This is a genomic window from Paraglaciecola aquimarina (assembly GCF_032464635.1).
Lineage (GTDB): Bacteria > Pseudomonadota > Gammaproteobacteria > Enterobacterales > Alteromonadaceae > Paraglaciecola > Paraglaciecola aquimarina.
Genome location: NZ_JAWDIO010000002.1, coordinates 4,721,381 through 4,739,468 on the forward strand (window position 1 = coordinate 4,721,381; position 18,088 = coordinate 4,739,468).

Here is an 18,088-nt window from a genome sequence, read left to right on the forward strand (position 1 = left end):
ATCATTTAACACAGAGTGTTTAAAACTCGTTGTTAAACCAACTTTTGATTCTTTGCCAAACGCCATCACTGGCTTTATTTTTGGCGCTTAATTGACTAACTAAATGCTCTTTTCCGTATTGTAATAACCCTACAGCCGTGGCAAATTTAGCGTCTTCTACATATTCTGATAAACCTTTCATTGCTATCGGTGCACCCACTCGAACAGGCATTTGGAAGATTTCTTCGGCAAATTCAACCGCCCCTTCCATTTTTGCCGTTCCGCCGGTTAGCACAATTCCCGCTGCAATTTGCTCTTCTAGTCCACTACTGCGTATTTCATCATGTACTAGCTCAAACAATTCTTGATAACGTGGCTCAATCACCTCAGCCAGCGTGTGTCGCGACATCGCTCTTGATGGACGGCCACCAACACTATGCACTTCTATACTTTCTTCCATGCTAACCATGTCTTTTAACGCGCATGCATAGTTAATTTTAATTTCTTCAGCATGGCTGATAGGCGTTCGGAAGATCTTAGCAATATCACTCGTTATTTGATTTCCAGCTGCGGGGATAACTGCGGTATGACGAATTGCGCCATCGGTGTAAACCACCAAATCAATTGTGCCACCTCCGATGTCAACCACGCATACGCCTAGTTCTTTTTCGTCATCAGTCACAACGGCATAACTTGAAGCTAGAGCTGAAAAGATCAATTGATCCGCTACTAATTCACAGCGCTCGACGCATTTAACGAGATTTTTTGCCATATCGTCAGCGCAGGTAATAATGTGTGCTTGCGCTTCCATCCTTACACCCGACATGCCAATTGGATTCTTAATCCCTTCTTGTACGTCAATAGTAAATTCCTGAGGCAAAACATGTAGCAATCTTCGTTCGGCCGCGATAGGTACTGAGCGTGCAGCGTGTACAACATTATCTACATCTTCTTGCGTGACTTCTTGATTGTTAATCGGCACCATGCCACTTTCATTCTGACACTTAACATGACGTCCTGAAATCGACATAAAGACCGATGACACACTGCAATCAGCCATAAGCTCCATTTCATGGACAGCACGTTTGACCGATTGCACAACCATATTCAGGTCGTTTACACCACCTTTGTCCATGCCTTTCGATGAATGGCTGCCCACGCCAACAATGCTAATAGAATTATCTTCTAACAGCTCACCGACTACAGCCTTAACATCGCTGGTGCCTATGTCTAAGCCGACTATTAGCTTTCTTTCTGAACCCTTAGACATATTGCTTCATTCTCACGGTAATTAACTCTCTATATTTTTAATATTAAGCAGCTTTGTTTGAGGCTTTCCAACCTACAGCTAACCCAGTGTCGTAACGTAAATCTACGTAATCAATTTGTTTCTTTTGTTGCGAAATAAGTGGCAATATGTCCACAAATCTCTGTAATCTGTCAATGAACTCTGTACGGCCTAAATTTAATTTAACGCCATTATTCAATTGCAAATGCCACGCGAAACGTTCGCTTAAAAACATTTCAACAATATGCAGCTCTGTCACATCTAACAAAGACTGCATATTGCGATATCCTTGCAATGCTGTTTGTTCGCTGCCACCTGGGCCAAACAACCGAGGCAAACGGATATTTTCTGCGCTGCCATCTTCTTCGACCTGTGCGTTAAAAGAATCGCCATATTGATTCAATAACATATCGCCATTCCAAATAGCCACAGGTTGCTGTTCAACCACATATATTTCTAAACCTGCTGGCCAACGTTTGCGCACAGACGCTCGGTACACCCATGGCATGGCTTCTACTGTTTGATGTGTTTTTTCAACATCTAACTCAAAAAGCTGCCATGGCTGTGTTCGCTTAATTAAACTTTCAATCTGTTGATCTTGAATAAAATGCCGTTCACCAGAAATAATAATTTCCTTTACAGGAGCCTGTTGCTCATCTTCAAGCCACGCACTTATTTTTACCCAAGCAAAAATCAACAAAACCAATACAGCGATAAAAAACGCGATGCCCACATAAAACTGGGACACTTTCCGCGGTTTATCGAGTACTGGCAAATTACTCATCTCAGTTGGTCCGAGGTACGTAATATCGCCAGAGACAACTCTGCAAAACTCAAACCAGCCTGTTTAGCTGCCATTGGCACTAAACTTTTTTCGGTCATACCTGGAGCGGTATTAGCTTCTAATAAATAGAAACGCCCCACTTTATCTCGCATGAAATCTATTCTTCCCCAACCACAGCCAGCAACAGCATCAAATGCCTCTAGCGCAAGCTCAGCTAATTGAGTTTCTTCTATAGCTGATAAATCACTGGGGCAAACATACACAGTATTATCCGACTGGTATTTGGCAGCATAATCATAAAAGTCACGTGGAGTAGACATACTAATCGATGGCAGTGCTTTGCCGTTTAATATGCTAACGGTATATTCAGAACCATGAACGAATTGCTCTATCAAGACTTTATTGTCGTATTTAAAAGCGTTTTGAACGGCAGTGTCTAGTTGTTGCGCATTATTGACCCGGGCCATTCCTATGCTAGATCCCTCTTGCGCAGGTTTAACCATTACCTCTTCCCCTAAGCTAGCCATTATAGCCTTGCATGATCCTGCATCAAAGCTTCTTTTATCAGCAATTTTATAATTGGCTGTAGGCAGACCTAAACTTTGCCAAATTTGCTTACTGCGGATCTTATCCATGCATAACGCAGAACCTAAAACACCGGTTCCAGTATAGGGCAAACCCAGTAATTGCAAGGCTCCTTGCAGGGTACCATCTTCTCCTCCGCGGCCATGTAAGGCTATTACCACTCGGTCAAAATTATTAACTAACAATTCAGTCAATGGCTGATCTGCTGGGTCAAAAGAATGGGCGTTCACTCCCATATCCAGTAGACCTTGTAAAACGGCTTTACCTGAATTTAATGAAACCTCTCTTTCTGCAGACAAACCGCCCATCATGACAGCGACTTTACCGTATTCAGTTGCGGATTTATCATTCAAACTCATCATTGCGCTAACCCTTTCTTTAACAATTCAGGTCGTAACGCTGTTTTCTGTAAGAACTTTGCAATTTGTCCAATGTTACCTGCTCCTTGGGTCAACATTATGTCTTGATCTTTCAGCGTCTTAGCTAACAGCTTTGGCAGCTCTTCAACATCAGATACGTAAATAGGCTCCAATTGCCCCCGTTGTCGAATCGACCGACATAGTGCCTTACTATCCGCGCCATCTATTACTTCTTCCCCGGCAGAATAAACCTCTAGTAACAGCAAGACATCTACATCAGACAGTACTTTGACAAAGTCTTCATAGAGATCCCGAGTACGGGTATACCTGTGTGGTTGGTAAGCCATTACCAACCGTCTATCCGGCCAATTATTTCTTGCCACCGCGATAGTCGCCGCCACTTCAGTTGGGTGATGACCATAGTCATCGACTAAGATTACTTGCCCATTAGAAGTAGAATAATCACCCAACAACTCAAACCGACGGCCAATTCCGGAGAAACTGCCTAAGGCCTCTACAATTGACTGATCATCCACACCTTCATCACTGGCAACAGCAATAGCAGCCAATGCGTTAAGCACATTATGATGACCTGGAATATTCACAGTGACATTTAGTGGTGGCAAATCCTTACGTAATACATCAAAACTACTTTGATTAAAGCCAAGCGTGATATTTACCGCTCTAACATCGGCAGACTCTGATACACCATAAGTTAGATACTTGCGCCCAATACGATTTAACAATTGCTGAATAATTGGATCGTCGATACATAGCACCGCTAAACCATAAAAAGGCAAGTTATGCAGAAAATCGATGTAGGTGTCTTGCATTTTATCAAAATCACCTTGATAGGTTTCCATATGGTCGGCTTCAATATTCGTTACGACAGACACCATTGGTTGTAGGTGTACAAAAGAGGCATCACTCTCGTCTGCTTCTGCAATCAAGTACTGACTAGCCCCCAGCCGAGCATTGGTGCCAGCACTATTTAACAAGCCACCAATAACAAAAGTAGGATCAAGATCCGCTTTAGCAAAAATAGTGGCAATTAAACTGGTGGTCGTTGTTTTACCATGGGTGCCTGCAATGGCTATTCCATGCCTAAAACGCATCAACTCGGCTAACATCTCAGCTCGACGAATAACAGGAATACGTTTCTCATTAGCAGCCGCTATTTCTGGATTGCTAGGATCGATGGCACTCGATACCACCACCACATTTGCCAACTCAATATTTTCAGCTACATGTCCAAAAAATATAGTGGCTCCTAAATTTCGTAATCGATCTGTCATACCATTTGCTTGACGATCTGAGCCCGATATTGCATACCCCTCGTTTAGCAATACTTCGGCTATTCCCCCCATGCCCGCGCCACCTATCCCAATAAAATGGATGTGCTTAATTCGTCTCATTTCTGGTACTTGATAATGAATGGGGTTATCTATTTTCATGCTGCTTGCTCACTTAACTCAATGCAATACTGTGCTACTTGTTGCGCAGCATCTAAACGGGCAAGGCTTTTAGCTTGCTTGCCCATTTCAACTAATTTTTCGGGAGAATGAATACATTCACGTAATATTTTTTCTAAACTGGCTGCCGTTAGTTCTTTCTGAACCAACATAAACGCAGCGTTCACATCGACTAGGGTTTGCGCATTTTTAGTTTGATGATCGTCTACCGCATGAGGTAGAGGAACAAAAATAGCTGGAACACCAGCAGCTGCAACTTCCGCTACAGTTAATGCGCCGGCTCTACAAATAATCAAATCTGCACGGGCATACGCCGCTGGAATATCGTCAATGAACTCTGTTAACTCATAATGACTTGCAGAAATACCAAGCTCTTTATACCGCCGCTCTGTTGTTTGTAAGTGCCCACTACCAGTTTGATGAACAACATGAATGTCAGCCAAAGCATTCATTGCCAAGGGGACTGTTTCATTTAACACCTGCGCGCCTAAACTGCCACCTACCACCAGTAGCTGTAATTTATTACCTTCTCTGGGGTGGCTCTCAAGGGTTAAGAACTCGCGCCTAACTGGATTGCCTACCCAGATATACTTCTCGGTACTAGCCTTTAATTGCTGGCTAAATGTGTGGTTAAAACCAGTTAGTATCTTATCTGCAATATTCGACAACCATTTATTGGTTAAACCCGGTACCGCATTTTGCTCATGCACCACCAAAGGAATACGATTCAACCATGCTGCCACACCTCCTGGGCCACTAGCGAAACCACCCAAGCCAATAACCACAGTTGGCTTGAATTGTTTGATCACTTGATGCGCCTGAGTAAATAGACTTAATAATTTTAAACGGCGCAGCCAACAGTTTGAGCAGGCCATTTTTACGCACACCAACAACATCAATAAAACTAATTTCATACCCGGCTTTAGGCACTATTTTAGCTTCCATTCGCTCTCGAGTACCTAACCAACGCACTTGCCAATTATGTTTTGTTAACTCATCAGCTACGGCCAACCCCGGAAATACATGTCCTCCGGTACCACCTGCCATCACTAAGATACGTTTACTCATGGTTAGCTCCAATGTTTCGATTGGAGTCTGACAATATGTCAGCGTCAACTATGACGTTTTCAATCTCGTCGACTACATCCTTTTTGGGCGCTTTAGTTGAACGTCTTTTCTTAGCTTTATTCGCCGCGCCTTTATTCAGCGCTTGTACACCGTCGACTCTTAGCTCAAAATCAATTCTTATTAACAATGCCATTGCCGCTGCCATAATAATGACACTCGAGCCTCCATAACTGAGCAATGGGAACGTCAGTCCTTTAGTAGGTAAAATCCCTGCACTTGCACCAACATTTACCGCTGTTTGTAAGCTAAACCATATGCCAATTGCATAAGCAAGATAAGCATCAAAAGGCCGCTCTTTAGTCAAGGCCACATTGCCAATACGCAATGCTTTTATGACGATGGTCAGCATAATAAGCAATACCACCAGTACACCGACAAAACCTAATTCTTCGGCCAATATGGCCATAATGAAATCATTATAAGCTTCTGGTAAATATTCTAGTTTTTGTAGACTGTTACCTAGTCCTTGACCAAATATCTCACCGCGACCATAAGCCATCAAAGACTGAGTCAGTTGATAACCACTGCCAAATGGGTCTGCCCATGGATCTAAGAACGAGGTCACACGTTTAACCCGATACTCTTCGAAAACAATTAGCACCACCACGGCCAAACTACCAGTAATAACCAGACTAAAAAACTGCCATAGTTTAGCGCCCGCTAAAAACAGCAATCCAATGGTGGTACAAAACATCACTACCACCGTACCTAAGTCTGGCTGCATGAGTAACAAAAAGGCCAACACAAAAAAGACCCCTAAAGGTTTAATAAACCCCTTAATATTTTCTGTAACTTCTTCATGGCGACGGACCAAGTATCCAGCCAAATAACAAAAGAAAAACAGCTTAGCCGGCTCAGCCACCTGTACCGTAATAGGCCCAATACCTAACCAACGGGTACTACCATTTACAGTACGACCAACAATCAAAACTGATACAAGTAGCACGATAGCCAATAACAGCAACCAAGCATTGCTCAACCGCCACCAGTTCATTGGTATTTGCACCACACACATAGCCGTACACAATGCTAATAAAATATAAATGCCGTGCTTAATAGCGATATGAAACGGATTCTGAAATATTCTCTCTGCAGCAGGCATTGAAGCAGAAGTAACCACTACCAAACCGATAGATAACAGAGCTATAGACAATAGAACCAACCAAATATCATAAGGTCTAAAATTCGTAGTTTGGTTAGTTTTATCATGCTGCAACACAAACAATTGCTTCAGCGAACTGCTATATTTTTCAGTCATGCTTGTCATGCAACACACTCCTGTACCGCTCGCACAAAAGCATCACCACGGGCTTGATAATTAGCGAACATATCTAAACTGGCACAGGCTGGTGATAGCAGCACTACATCTTCCGCTTGACTATGTTTGGCCGCTGTTTGCACCGCCTCTTCGATACTTGACACAGCAATGCTATTGTCTTTAAGAGCAGCAATTTTATCGCCATCTTTCCCTAACGTTATCAACATGCTAACTGACTCTTGCAGGCTACGTTGTAAAGGTGAGAAATCTGCTCCCTTACCTTCACCACCGGCAATCAAAATCAGCTTGCCTTTACAACTTGCGTGTAAACCGCTAATCGCAGCCAATGTTGCTCCCACGTTGGTGGCCTTAGAATCATTGATCCAACGGACATTATTGTTAATCGACACTGTCTGGCATCGATGAGCTAAGCCAGCAAAAGATTGTGCACCGAGTTTAATGCTATCAACATCGACGCCCGCTAATTTACACATAGCTGCTGCTGCTTGGATATTGAGCATATTATGCTCACCTACCAACAAACAGTCTTTAGCAGCAAGAAAAGGCTGTCCATTAAACTGGATATAACCGCTCGATTTATGCCACGAAAAACCAGCAGAACTAGGCGATAGCCCAAAGCTAAGATCGACTATCTGCTCTTTATCAAATGCTAACGGATCATCTCTATTGATCACTTTATAGCGTGAATGTTGAAATATCTTGAGTTTTGCTTGCTGATAATTAGCTAAGCTACCATGCCTATCAATATGGTCTTCACTGACATTTAGCACCGTTGCGACTAAAGGCGCCAGAGAGTATGTTGTATCTAACTGAAAGCTTGAGAGCTCTAACACAATTATATCGGCGTTTTGACCTAACAACTGCAAAGCAGGTACACCAATATTCCCCCCATCAAAACGTTTCTGCCAGCAGCCTTACACATTTCCATCACTAAATGTGTCACTGTTGATTTACCATTTGAGCCGGTAATTGCGATAACAGGCACGGTGTTGAAATGCGCAAACAACTCAATATCACCAACCACTTTGACGCCTGTACGAATGGCATGGCTTATCGCTGGAGTATTTAGGTCAATACCAGGACTAGCGACCAACAAATCAGCTTGCTCTAGAATGCTCTTATCAAACTCACCTAGTAGGACAGGAACATTGACCTCAACATTCAGCTGTTCGCGACTGTCCATGGCAGTTACATTCGCGCCTTTAGCTAATAAAAACGTACGCAAGATAAGCCCGTAAGGCCTAATCCTAACACTACAATATTTTTATTCACTAACGCCAAAGCCGTCACTTATCTTTCCCTTATCGCAATTTCAAGGTAGCTAAACCAATCAACACCAAGATTAAGGAAATAATCCAAAATCTAACAATCACTCTTGGCTCCGGCCAGCCCTTCAATTCGTAATGGTGATGTATAGGTGCCATCCTAAAAATTCGTTTCCCCCGAAGCTTAAACGAACCAACCTGCAAAATGACCGACAAGGTCTCGGCTACAAACAAACCGCCCATGATAACCAATACTATTTCTTGCCTAATTAACACAGCCAATATACCTAAGGTGCCACCCAAAGCTAACGAGCCTACATCCCCCATAAAAACCTGAGCTGGATAGGTGTTAAACCATAGAAATCCTAACCCTGCCCCCACCATAGCGGTACAAACAATCACTAATTCACTGGTTAGTGGGATATAGGGAATATTCAAATAGGCTGAAAAGTTCACATTTCCCGTAGCATAGGCAAAAATGGCAAAAGCCCCTGCCACCAAAATCGTAGGCACTATAGCTAGCCCATCTAAGCCATCAGTTAAGTTCACTGCATTACTGGTTCCAACAATTACAAAATAAGTTGAAACTAAAAAGAAAATACCTAATTGCGGCATAACATCTTTAAAAAATGGGATTAATAACGCGGTCTCCGCAGGGTTTTGTTGTGCCCAATACAAATACCCAGCAACGGCTATTGCGATGATGGATTGCCAAAAGTATTTCCACCGAGCAATCAGTCCTTTGGCATCTTTGCGAATGACTTTTCGATAGTCGTCGACAAATCCTATAATGCCGTATGTGACTACGACAAATAATGTCACCCAAACATAACGGTTACTTAAGTCTGCCCATAACAAAACACTGACCACAATAGCGGCTAAAATTAATAAGCCACCCATAGTAGGTGTGCCCGTTTTAGCTAAATGGGACTCTGGCCCATCATCTCTAACTGTTTGACCAATCTGTAGGTTCTGTAACCAACGGATCATTTTAGGCCCGATAATGACAGCCATAGCCAACGCCGTTAATGTACTTAAAATGGCACGCAAGGTTAGATACGAAAACACCCGAAAACTAGGTTCGTATTGTTGCAACCAATCTGCCAACCAAATCAGCATGCGATTCGCTCCCTAACCCTTTCAAGCTTTCCCACAGGTGATGCCTCCAATGCCTTTACCACTAACTCCATACGCGCACTTCTCGAACCTTTAACTAAAATACTAATATCCTGCTTTTCAAAAATGATATGTTCATTCAAAAACTCGACCATTTGATTCAACTCACTAAAGTGCTTACCTTTTGCTGCAAATACATCACTTGCACTTTGGCTGAGCACCCCTAAGCTATATAATTCGTCAATGCCTTTCTCTTTGGCATATACCCCCACTTGCTCATGGTAGAACCGTGCTTTTTCACCTAGTTCGGCCATGTCGCCTAGTAATAATAATTTACGACCCGCGAAACTCGCTAACAAATCAATAGCGGCATGTACAGACGCCACATTTGCATTATAAGTATCATCAATAATTTTGACCTGATTGGTCAGTTGCTTGACATTGAGCCGGCCAGAGACATGAGGCATACAACGCAATCCTTCAGTTATATCGTGCAACGTTGCTCCAACCTCTAGAGCTAAAGATGCAGCCACCAAAGCGTTACTAACATTGTGCAAACCATAAGCAGAGACAAACTTATGCCGCAGCAGCCTTTTGGTGTATTTAATTTGAATTGCGCGCAACCATCTAAGCCTAAGATAATATCTTCGGCGAATACATCAGCCTGTTTTTCGGCCGAGAAGGTCTGTACTTTATTGTACTTAAGCTTGCCTAACCAATAATCTGCAAACTGACTGTCAGCATTGACAATGGCTAAACCGGACTCATTTAAACCTTTGAATATTTCACTTTTAGCTCTTGCTACACCTAATAGACTGCCAAACCCTTCTAGATGTGCTGCCGCTGCATTAACAATTGTAGCCACATCGGGTTGTACTAATTTAGTGGTGTATGCAATTTCACCTAAATGATTGGCTCCCATCTCTATCACCGCAAACTCATGGTGTTTTTCAAGCCGCAATAGCGTCATGGGCACACCAAGGTCATTGTTCAAGTTTCCTTTGGTCGCTAACACTTTGCCACGACGGGAAAGAATAGCAGCGACCATTTCTTTCACTGTAGTCTTACCGCTACTACCGGTTATGCCTATAGTTTTTGGCGCAACCAACGCTTTAATTGCGGCACCAAATTCTCCCAAAGCGAGTTTAGTATCTTCCACTAGAATATAAGGCAAGTCGGTCTCGACGGGTTGACTAACGATTAACGCTATTGCCCCTTTTTCATTGGCTTGTTGTACAAATTGATGGCCATCAAAATTCGGGCCTTGCAGGGCTAAAAATACATCACCAGCTTCTATGCTTCTGGTATCCGTACTGACACCAGTTACCACTAAGCCCTGCTCAAATTGACCTTTAATATGACCATGAACTTGCTCTGCAACCCAAGAAAGTAAAACTGGGATCATATGGTTTTCCCCTTTTGAAATGTTGCAACGTACTGTCGTTCATCGTACGCCACTGTTTGATTTCCTACGATTTGATATGTCTCATGCCCTTTACCAGCCAGTAAAATCATGTCACCTTTTACGGCTAGATCAGCAGCCAGTTGAATTGCTCGTTTACGGTCATGTTCCACTTTGATGACTTCTGGATTTCTGCAGCCGGACAAAATATCTTGGACGATTCTTTTAGGGTCTTCACTGCGAACGTTATCGTCTGTTAACACAACATGATCGGCTAGCTGCTCGGCTATTTCCCCCATCAAAGAGCGCTTACCCGTATCTCTATCACCGCCACAGCCAAAAATACAAAACAACTTACCTGCGCAATGTTGTCGAGTGGCTTGTAGTGCTTTTTCTAAAGCATCCGGTGTATGAGCGTAGTCCACCACTATGGTGGCACGATTATGTTGACTGAAAAGCTCCATTCGACCTACGACAGGCGTCAACTTTTGTGCGACATAAGCAATCTGTTTTAAGCTTTTGCCCAAACATAATTGCGCGCTTATAGCAGCCAAAATGTTAGCGACATTAAATTGTCCCATCAAAGCCAAACGCATTTCACAGTCCCCCCAAGAAGACTGCAATGTCAACCTTAAGCCCGAACTTGTGTATTGCACATTTTTAGCCAAACAATACTTGTATTTTTTGGCAATAGATTGCGGATTAATATCTTGTCCATACAATACAACTGAAACAGTGCTAGGCACTTCCGCCAACCAATTTTTGTGTTCGATATCGCCAGCGTTAATGACGGCATAAGATAATTCAGGCTGAGTTAAAAGTTGTCGTTTTGCCGCAGCGTACTCAGACATTGACCCATGATAATCTAGATGATCGCGAGAGAGGTTAGTGAAAATAGCGACGTCGGTTTTGACAGCTTTGATACGATTTTGCACCAAAGCATGAGACGATGCCTCTAGTGCCACTTGATACACCCCTTCACCAATGTATTCAGCCATCAGCCTTTGCATACTGATCGCGTCTGGCGTGGTATTAATGGTAGTGTGCAAAGCTTGTTCAGATTCACTCGCGCGGTAAACACCCGAACCCAAAGTACCAATTGACGCCACTTTTTCACCCAACAAACTCGCCAATTGACTTGTAAGTTGCACGATAGAAGTTTTCCCATTAGTACCAGTTACGGCAACAACCGACATAGAATTAGCTGGGAATTGAAAGAAGTAACCGGCGAGCTGTGACAACTTTTCTACAAGCTGATAAAAAGCGATGATAATACTCTGCTCTCGCATCTCAATATTGCCGTGTTCTTGTTCAGTATCACATTCAGCCAAAATTACTTTAGCCCCCAAACTTACAGCCTGAGGAATAAAGTCTCGACCGTCACGACTATGTCCTTTGATCGCAATAAAAGCCTTATGAATAGCCACTTCTCGGCTATCCAAGACCAAATCACTTATCATGATATCCGGCGCATCAATGGCATAATGAGCCAACAAAGGCTTAATGCTTTGATCAAACGCTTGTGGAAATTGATTATCAATACTAACCATATCAGCCTGCATCATTACTCCTTATGATTTCTTGCTTAGGAGCTGACGCCAAAGACGAAACCGTCTTATCATCAGGTGGTACATTGAGTAACTGTAAACTAGCAGCCATGACCTGAGAAAAAACTGGGGCTGCCGTATGTCCTGCGTAATAGTGTTCACCTTTGGGCTCGTTGATCAAGATCACTACCGCCAACTGAGGATCAGACACAGGTGCAACCCCAGCAAATATATTCACGTAATCTTCACCATATCCGTTAGCAACCGCTTTACGACTAGTCCCTGTTTTGCCAGCTACTCGATAACCCGGTACTTTTGCTTTTTCGGCAGAGCCACCTTTTTGCACCACGGTTTCCATCATATTAAGAATTTGATGAGTACTTTGTTCACTAATAACTCGCTCACTTTCTACTGGTCTATCAGTCTTAATAATGCTTAGCGGGCGCTTCATGCCACCATCAGCGATGATGCTATACATACGCGCTAGTTGCAGCGCCGTTACAGAAATTCCATAGCCAAATGATAAGGTGGACAATTCGAAATCAGACCAGCGATTACGCTCATTGAAAATTCCACTTATTTCCCCCATCAGGTTTGCGCCGCTATCACTCATCAAACCTACGTTATAGTACATGTCAATTAAGAATTCTTTAGGCACAGATAGGGCTAATTTTGATGTCCCCATATTGCTAGATTTACGAATAATCTCCGTTAGATCAATTTTTCCGTAGTTTCGCGAGTCACGTACAATATTGCCGCCTAAATGCATCCAGCCTGGTGAAGTATTAATAATGGTTTCGGGCGTTGCCGAACCAAATTCTAACGCGCTCAAAACTGCTAGAGGTTTAACCGATGAACCTAGCTCATATGCATCTGTCACTGCTCGATTACGTACTTTATGCGGTAAAGCGCTGGACAAATTATTTGGATTAAAAGAAGGGCTATTGGCCAAAGCAAGTATTTCACCGGTTTTCACGTCAAGCACAACAGCTGAACCAGAAGCAGCACGGTAATATTGCACGGCTTGTTTTAGTTCTTTGTAGGCAATGGCTTGAATACGTTGATCTATAGTCAGGCGAATATCAGTAGGCTTCTCACCTTCATTATATTCAATAAGTTCAACCATACGGTTTTTGCCATCTTTACGAATGACGCGTGAGCCGCGAGAACCAGTAAGTAGTTTATTATAGAGCTTTTCCACCCCCTCTATACCCACGTCGTCGACGTCAGTAAAGCCTATAATGTGAGCAGACACTTCGCCACTAGGATAATACCTTCTGGACTCATTGCGCAGATGTACGCTACAGGTAATTTAAGTTGTCTTACATATTCAGCCATGGCCGGTGATACTTGGCGTTGTATGTATACAAAAGTGTCTTCAGGATCACTAACTTTGTCCTGTAAGTACTTCACATCTTTGCCTAGGATTTGAGCTAGTGCTTTCCAACGCTTTTTATTCGCAGCCAATTTGCCAGCAAGGTCAAATTCAGGATCTTTTTCAGCTTTTTTCCATAATTCAGCAATAGAATTAGCGATAGTCTCAGGGTTAGCCCAAACAGCTTGGACAGGCACACTCACGGCAAGTTGTTTACCATTTCTATCGGTAATGAGTCCTCTATGCAAAGGATTATCACGCTCGCGCAGGGTTCTACTATCACCCCGTTTAATCAATAGGTCAGGGTCAATCACCTGTATATAAACCGCTCTAACACTCAACCCTACGAAGACTAAAACAATCGCACCAATAACCACCATAAAACGCCAGCGCAATAATCCCGGCACACTGTTGCTTTTAGCGTGACTACCTGATTTATTGACTCTTCGTTTAGTGGTTCTGGTCATTTCAACCTCACCACTACTTCATCATTGGGATCGGGACGATGCATATCGAGTTTCTTCTTCACTAAATTCTCAATGCGGCTATGCTCCGCCAGTGCACTTTGTTCTAACACTAAATGTCGCCATTCCACATCCAAACGATCTTGTTCTTGCATTAAGCGTTCTATGGCCATTGACATTTGTCTATTATGGTGTGCACTGAGTATCACTAACCCTGCACTAACTAGTACCGCTAGAAACAACAAAACCCGCACTGGATGGCGGGCTAAATCAGCGAGAATAAAACTGAGTAGGTTAAAGTTTGAAGTGGCATTTTTCATAGTTTCTCTGCCACCCTCAGAACCGAACTCCTCGCCCGAATATTATGCTCCAACTCTAAAGCCGAAGGCTTAATTGCTTTACCAATCGTTTTCATAGCTTTGGCCGCATCAATTTCAGCCTGCATTATTGGCATACCGGCTGGCACGTTTAAGCCTCGACTTTGCTCCCGCATAAACCGCTTAACCAATCTATCTTCTAATGAGTGAAAACTAATCACGGCTAAACGCCCATGGGGAGCCAAAGTATTTAAGGCCGCTTTCAGTCCAGTTTTAATTTCGTCTAATTCACTATTTATGTATATACGGATCCCTTGGAAGCTTCGTGTAGCAGGGTGTTTAAATTTATCCTTAACCGGTACAGCCTGATCAATAATCTCGGCCAATTGCAACGTGTGTGTTATTGGTGTGATTTGTCTTGTATTGACTATTGCATGAGCAATACGCTTACCAAATTTTTCTTCACCAAACTCTTTGATAACTTGGCTAATATCTTGCTCTTCAGCGGTTGCTAACCACTGGGCCGCACTCATTCCTTTACTAGTATCCATACGCATATCTAAGGGACCTTCGCGCATGAAACTAAAACCTCTTTCAGCGTCATCTAACTGTGGAGATGAAACACCTAGATCCATCAATATTCCATCTATCTTACCCACTAAGCCCAGCTCGATAGCTACCATGTCCAACTTTGAAAAAGTACTATGATGAATAGAGAATCTTGGGTCATCCGCCAAAACTTCAGCCGCCTCAATGGCTGTAGGATCACGATCAATAGCAATCAGTCTACCGTTTGCTGATAAGTGACTTAGAATTTTCTTAGAATGCCCGCCTCTGCCGAAAGTAGCATCCAAATAGACGCCATCGGGTTTAATTGATAAACCGTCAATGGATTCCTGCAACAAAACAGATTGATGTGAGAAAGTCGGGTTCATTAAAGTGAGAAGTCCTGCAATTTTTCTGTTAATTCAAAACCACCTTCTAACTCAGTGGCCACATCTGCACTAATTTGTTTTTGCCATACGTCAGCATCCCAGATCTCAAATTTGTTGAGCTGTCCCACTAACATAATCTGTTTATCAAGTTTGGCGTGTTGGCGTAGTGGTGCACTTAGTAAAAAACGACCATTTTTATCCATATCACCTTCTGAAGCGTTGCCGAGCAACATTCGTTGCAATCTACGCTCTGTTTCTATCATGCTTGATAAACGGCTAAGTTTTAATTCAATTTCTTCCCATTCAGGAAGAGGATAAAGCAGTAAACAAGGTTGTTGGATATCAATGGTACATACCAGTTGCCCTTGACAATCATCCAGCAGGGATTGACGATACTTTGTCGGTATCGTAACTCGCCCTTTAATATCTAGATTGATTGCGCTAGCGCCGCGGAACATTCCTAACCCTTTTATATGTTTTGCATTAATAAGTTAATTTGGATGAGTAATTTTGACATTCTGATCCATTTAGATCCACTTTATGACACTTTTACCCACGAATGACAGTTTATGTACCACCCGACTATCATGTCAAGGACTAAAACGGGTCATTTGACTGGCGAATTTGTGCATTCTAAAAATATGCGTTGCGAAGTCTATGATATGGTTGGGAAAAGCGAGAAATGGCACTATTTAGCGACAGTAGCAATTAATTTCATACTTATTGTTGTACGAGTATACAATCTGTAAAAGATGATTTAAGTTGAAATTAAATCCCTTTAAACTGAACATTTTCCTTGCCGCTAAATAGGTTAAAAATTGATTCAATCTATCGCACTCACACACCAATTACCTGTAGCGAATACATTAGGCGAAGGAGTAATTTGGGACCACAATAGCCAGACCACATATTGGACGGATATTCAAAACAACGTTCTATATAGCTGGAAATTTGCTGCAACATCAGTCCAACAGTACCCTTGCCCTGAAAGGCTCGGTTGCTTTGGTTTTACCAGCGAACATGGCTGGTTAATTTGTGCTTTTGAAACTGGTTTTGCTTTCTTTCACCCTATAAGCGGGCAAACAGAGTGGATTGCCAAGATAGAAAGCGACTTACTTCATACCCGCCTAAATGACGGCAGAGTAGACCGTCAAGGCCGATTTTGGGCGGGCACTATGATGCAAGATGAAGGCGTTGATGAAAGCAAACATAAAGCAGCCTTGTATAGATTGGAGCACGACAAATCTGTGACGAGAGTTATCGATCAAGTTAAAGTATCCAATGGGCTTTGCTGGAGTCCTAAAGGCGACGTCATGTATTTTGCTGATTCTCCCACTCAGACCATTTCGCAATCAAGGCTTGATATACTAACAGGCGAAATAGGGCCGTTGACTGATTTTGCTCATACTAATAATGAAGTATTTCCTGATGGCTCATGCGTGGACAGTGAAGGCTGTATTTGGAATGCGCAATGGGGCAGTAGCACAGTCAAACGTTACTCACCTGAAGGCAAAGTGCTATTGGTATTAGATACCCCTTGTTTACAACCCACTTGCGTTGCATTTGGTGGCCCCAATTTACAGCATTTAATCGTGACATCAGCGCGACAAAACATCAACTCTGTACACATTAACGCCGAACCTGCCAACGGAGATGTATTCGTATTCCAAACACCTTACACAGGGCTGCAAGAATCAATTTGTACACTATCAAGAAGTATTTAAGGTAGAGGCTCTCTACTATTAACTAAACCAACAACAAACTGGTACCCATATTATGATCAAAAGTAGACACTTCGGAACGCTCGCAAACGGACAAGAAGTAACACAATATACGCTTATCAATAAGCAAGGCGTTTCTGTCGATATTTTAACACTAGGCGGTATTTTGAGGCGTTTTCAGCTACCTACCTCACAGGGCAATAAAGACATTGTCCTAGGCTTTGATACTCTTGAGGAATACTTAACCGACGGTAGTTACCTAGGCGCACTAGTTGGTCGATATGCAAATCGCATTGCTCAAGGAAAGTTTTCTCTTAATGACCAAGAGTTTCGGGTAGAAGTGAATCAAGCAGGTAATTGCCTACATGGTGGCAAAGTTGGCTTCAATGCTTACCCTTGGAACGTTGAAGTATTAGCAGAAAACGAAACTCCCAGCTTAAAATTGAGTATTTTAAGCTGGGATGGTGACCAAGGCTTTCCCGGCTCTATCCAAGTTGACGTAATCTATACGCTGACGGAAAACAACACACTTCGCATAGAGTACTTTGCCAAAACGGATAAAGATACCGTTTTTAACCCGACAAATCATGCTTACTTTAATTTAAATGGTCACAACAGTGGCTCTGTAAAAGATCACTTAATTTCACTAGTCGCAAGTTCGTACACACCTACTAATGAAAACGCTATACCTACTGGCGAAATTGCCTCAGTCAAAGGAACACCTTTTGACTTAACCGAATTAAGCCCTATAAAAATAGCATTAGCATCATCTCACCCACAAATTAAATATGGCAACGGATTAGATCATAATATGTGTTTAGATAACTTTAGTCCTATTCAAACGAAAGCAAACTTTGCTGGAACTTGTGTTAGTGACGAAGCACAAATAAAAATGGACGTTTTTACCTCTATGCCGGGTATGCAAATTTTTACGGCTAACCATTTCAAAGATATGCCGGGTAAATCCGCTGCGATTTATCAAGCCAATCAAGGAGTCTGCTTTGAGAGTCAATTCTACCCTGACTCCCCTAACCAGCCTCATTTCCCTTCGCCAATATTAAAGGCAAATGAA

General features: G+C 42.6%; 12 protein-coding genes and 4 pseudogenes. 2 read left to right on the plus strand and 14 right to left on the minus strand.

The features are described from left to right. Window positions 1–19: 19 nt before the first annotated feature. From ftsA to mraZ, 14 genes and pseudogenes are all read right to left on the minus strand, one after another. Window positions 20–1,249 (minus strand): cell division protein FtsA, encoded by a 1,230-nt coding sequence (ftsA, locus tag RS130_RS23400; protein WP_316027933.1) that lies wholly within the window; start codon window positions 1,247–1,249, stop codon window positions 20–22. A 43-nt stretch (window positions 1,250–1,292) separates the two neighbouring features. Beyond that, window positions 1,293–2,051 carry a cell division protein FtsQ/DivIB gene (locus tag RS130_RS23405; protein ID WP_316027934.1) on the minus strand — a complete coding sequence of 253 codons (759 nt, stop codon included), beginning with the start codon at window positions 2,049–2,051 and terminating at the stop codon, window positions 1,293–1,295. Continuing rightward, window positions 2,048–2,998 carry a D-alanine--D-alanine ligase gene (locus RS130_RS23410; RefSeq protein WP_316027935.1) on the minus strand — a complete coding sequence of 317 codons (951 nt, stop codon included), beginning with the start codon at window positions 2,996–2,998 and terminating at the stop codon, window positions 2,048–2,050. The genes RS130_RS23405 and RS130_RS23410 overlap by 4 nt, the downstream gene beginning before the upstream one ends. Then, window positions 2,995–4,449, minus strand: coding sequence for a UDP-N-acetylmuramate--L-alanine ligase (gene murC, locus RS130_RS23415; RefSeq protein WP_316027936.1), 1,455 nt, complete (start codon window positions 4,447–4,449; stop codon window positions 2,995–2,997). The genes RS130_RS23410 and murC overlap by 4 nt, the downstream gene beginning before the upstream one ends. Beyond that, window positions 4,446–5,535 (minus strand): annotated as a pseudogene (gene murG, locus RS130_RS23420) (undecaprenyldiphospho-muramoylpentapeptide beta-N-acetylglucosaminyltransferase). The gene murC and the pseudogene murG overlap by 4 nt, the downstream one beginning before the upstream one ends. Continuing rightward, window positions 5,528–6,862: a cell division protein FtsW gene (gene ftsW, locus RS130_RS23425; RefSeq protein ID WP_316027937.1), complete on the minus strand. Its 1,335-nt coding sequence runs from the start codon at window positions 6,860–6,862 to the stop codon at window positions 5,528–5,530. The pseudogene murG and the gene ftsW overlap by 8 nt, the downstream one beginning before the upstream one ends. Next, window positions 6,859–8,164: pseudogene (gene murD, locus RS130_RS23430) on the minus strand (UDP-N-acetylmuramoyl-L-alanine--D-glutamate ligase). The gene ftsW and the pseudogene murD overlap by 4 nt, the downstream one beginning before the upstream one ends. A gap of 11 nt (window positions 8,165–8,175) precedes the next feature. Then, window positions 8,176–9,258 (minus strand): phospho-N-acetylmuramoyl-pentapeptide-transferase, encoded by a 1,083-nt coding sequence (gene mraY, locus RS130_RS23435; protein WP_316027938.1) that lies wholly within the window; start codon window positions 9,256–9,258, stop codon window positions 8,176–8,178. Beyond that, a pseudogene (locus RS130_RS23440) lies at window positions 9,252–10,660 on the minus strand (UDP-N-acetylmuramoyl-tripeptide--D-alanyl-D-alanine ligase). Before RS130_RS23440 ends, mraY begins: the two are co-directional and overlap by 7 nt. Next, on the minus strand, window positions 10,657–12,219 hold the full coding sequence (gene murE, locus RS130_RS23445; RefSeq protein WP_316028139.1) for a UDP-N-acetylmuramoyl-L-alanyl-D-glutamate--2,6-diaminopimelate ligase: 1,563 nt from the start codon (window positions 12,217–12,219) through the stop codon (window positions 10,657–10,659). The pseudogene RS130_RS23440 and the gene murE overlap by 4 nt, the downstream one beginning before the upstream one ends. Beyond that, window positions 12,209–14,046: pseudogene (locus tag RS130_RS23450) on the minus strand (peptidoglycan D,D-transpeptidase FtsI family protein). The gene murE and the pseudogene RS130_RS23450 overlap by 11 nt, the downstream one beginning before the upstream one ends. Beyond that, complete coding sequence (gene ftsL / locus RS130_RS23455; RefSeq protein ID WP_316027939.1) at window positions 14,043–14,363, minus strand: cell division protein FtsL; 321 nt, start codon at window positions 14,361–14,363, stop codon at window positions 14,043–14,045. Before ftsL ends, RS130_RS23450 begins: the two are co-directional and overlap by 4 nt. Continuing rightward, a complete protein-coding gene (rsmH, locus tag RS130_RS23460) occupies window positions 14,360–15,295 on the minus strand; it encodes a 16S rRNA (cytosine(1402)-N(4))-methyltransferase RsmH (RefSeq protein ID WP_316027940.1) in 936 nt (311 codons plus the stop codon). The genes ftsL and rsmH overlap by 4 nt, the downstream gene beginning before the upstream one ends. Next, window positions 15,295–15,753: a division/cell wall cluster transcriptional repressor MraZ gene (gene mraZ, locus RS130_RS23465; protein ID WP_316027941.1), complete on the minus strand. Its 459-nt coding sequence runs from the start codon at window positions 15,751–15,753 to the stop codon at window positions 15,295–15,297. Before mraZ ends, rsmH begins: the two co-directional genes overlap by 1 nt. Before the next feature lie 360 nt (window positions 15,754–16,113). Here mraZ and RS130_RS23470 point away from each other — a divergent pair, with 360 nt between their 5' ends. After that, window positions 16,114–17,019 (plus strand): SMP-30/gluconolactonase/LRE family protein, encoded by a 906-nt coding sequence (locus RS130_RS23470; protein WP_316027942.1) that lies wholly within the window; start codon window positions 16,114–16,116, stop codon window positions 17,017–17,019. Window positions 17,020–17,071: 52 nt separating this feature from the next. Then, window positions 17,072–18,088: aldose epimerase family protein (locus RS130_RS23475; RefSeq protein WP_316027943.1), on the plus strand; the 1,017-nt coding region annotated here is incomplete at its 3' end.

What these genes read in the sequence shown, in the direction of transcription:
- ftsA (WP_316027933.1), bottom strand. Translation starts at nt 1,249, where the DNA reads ATGTCTAAGGGTTCAGAAAGAAAGCTAATAGTCGGCTTAGACATAGGC.
- RS130_RS23405 (WP_316027934.1), bottom strand. Translation starts at nt 2,051, where the DNA reads ATGAGTAATTTGCCAGTACTCGATAAACCGCGGAAAGTGTCCCAGTTT.
- RS130_RS23410 (WP_316027935.1), bottom strand. Translation starts at nt 2,998, where the DNA reads ATGATGAGTTTGAATGATAAATCCGCAACTGAATACGGTAAAGTCGCT.
- murC (WP_316027936.1), bottom strand. Translation starts at nt 4,449, where the DNA reads ATGAAAATAGATAACCCCATTCATTATCAAGTACCAGAAATGAGACGA.
- ftsW (WP_316027937.1), bottom strand. Translation starts at nt 6,862, where the DNA reads ATGACAAGCATGACTGAAAAATATAGCAGTTCGCTGAAGCAATTGTTT.
- mraY (WP_316027938.1), bottom strand. Translation starts at nt 9,258, where the DNA reads ATGCTGATTTGGTTGGCAGATTGGTTGCAACAATACGAACCTAGTTTT.
- murE (WP_316028139.1), bottom strand. Translation starts at nt 12,219, where the DNA reads ATGCAGGCTGATATGGTTAGTATTGATAATCAATTTCCACAAGCGTTT.
- ftsL (WP_316027939.1), bottom strand. Translation starts at nt 14,363, where the DNA reads ATGAAAAATGCCACTTCAAACTTTAACCTACTCAGTTTTATTCTCGCT.
- rsmH (WP_316027940.1), bottom strand. Translation starts at nt 15,295, where the DNA reads ATGAACCCGACTTTCTCACATCAATCTGTTTTGTTGCAGGAATCCATT.
- mraZ (WP_316027941.1), bottom strand. Translation starts at nt 15,753, where the DNA reads ATGTTCCGCGGCGCTAGCGCAATCAATCTAGATATTAAAGGGCGAGTT.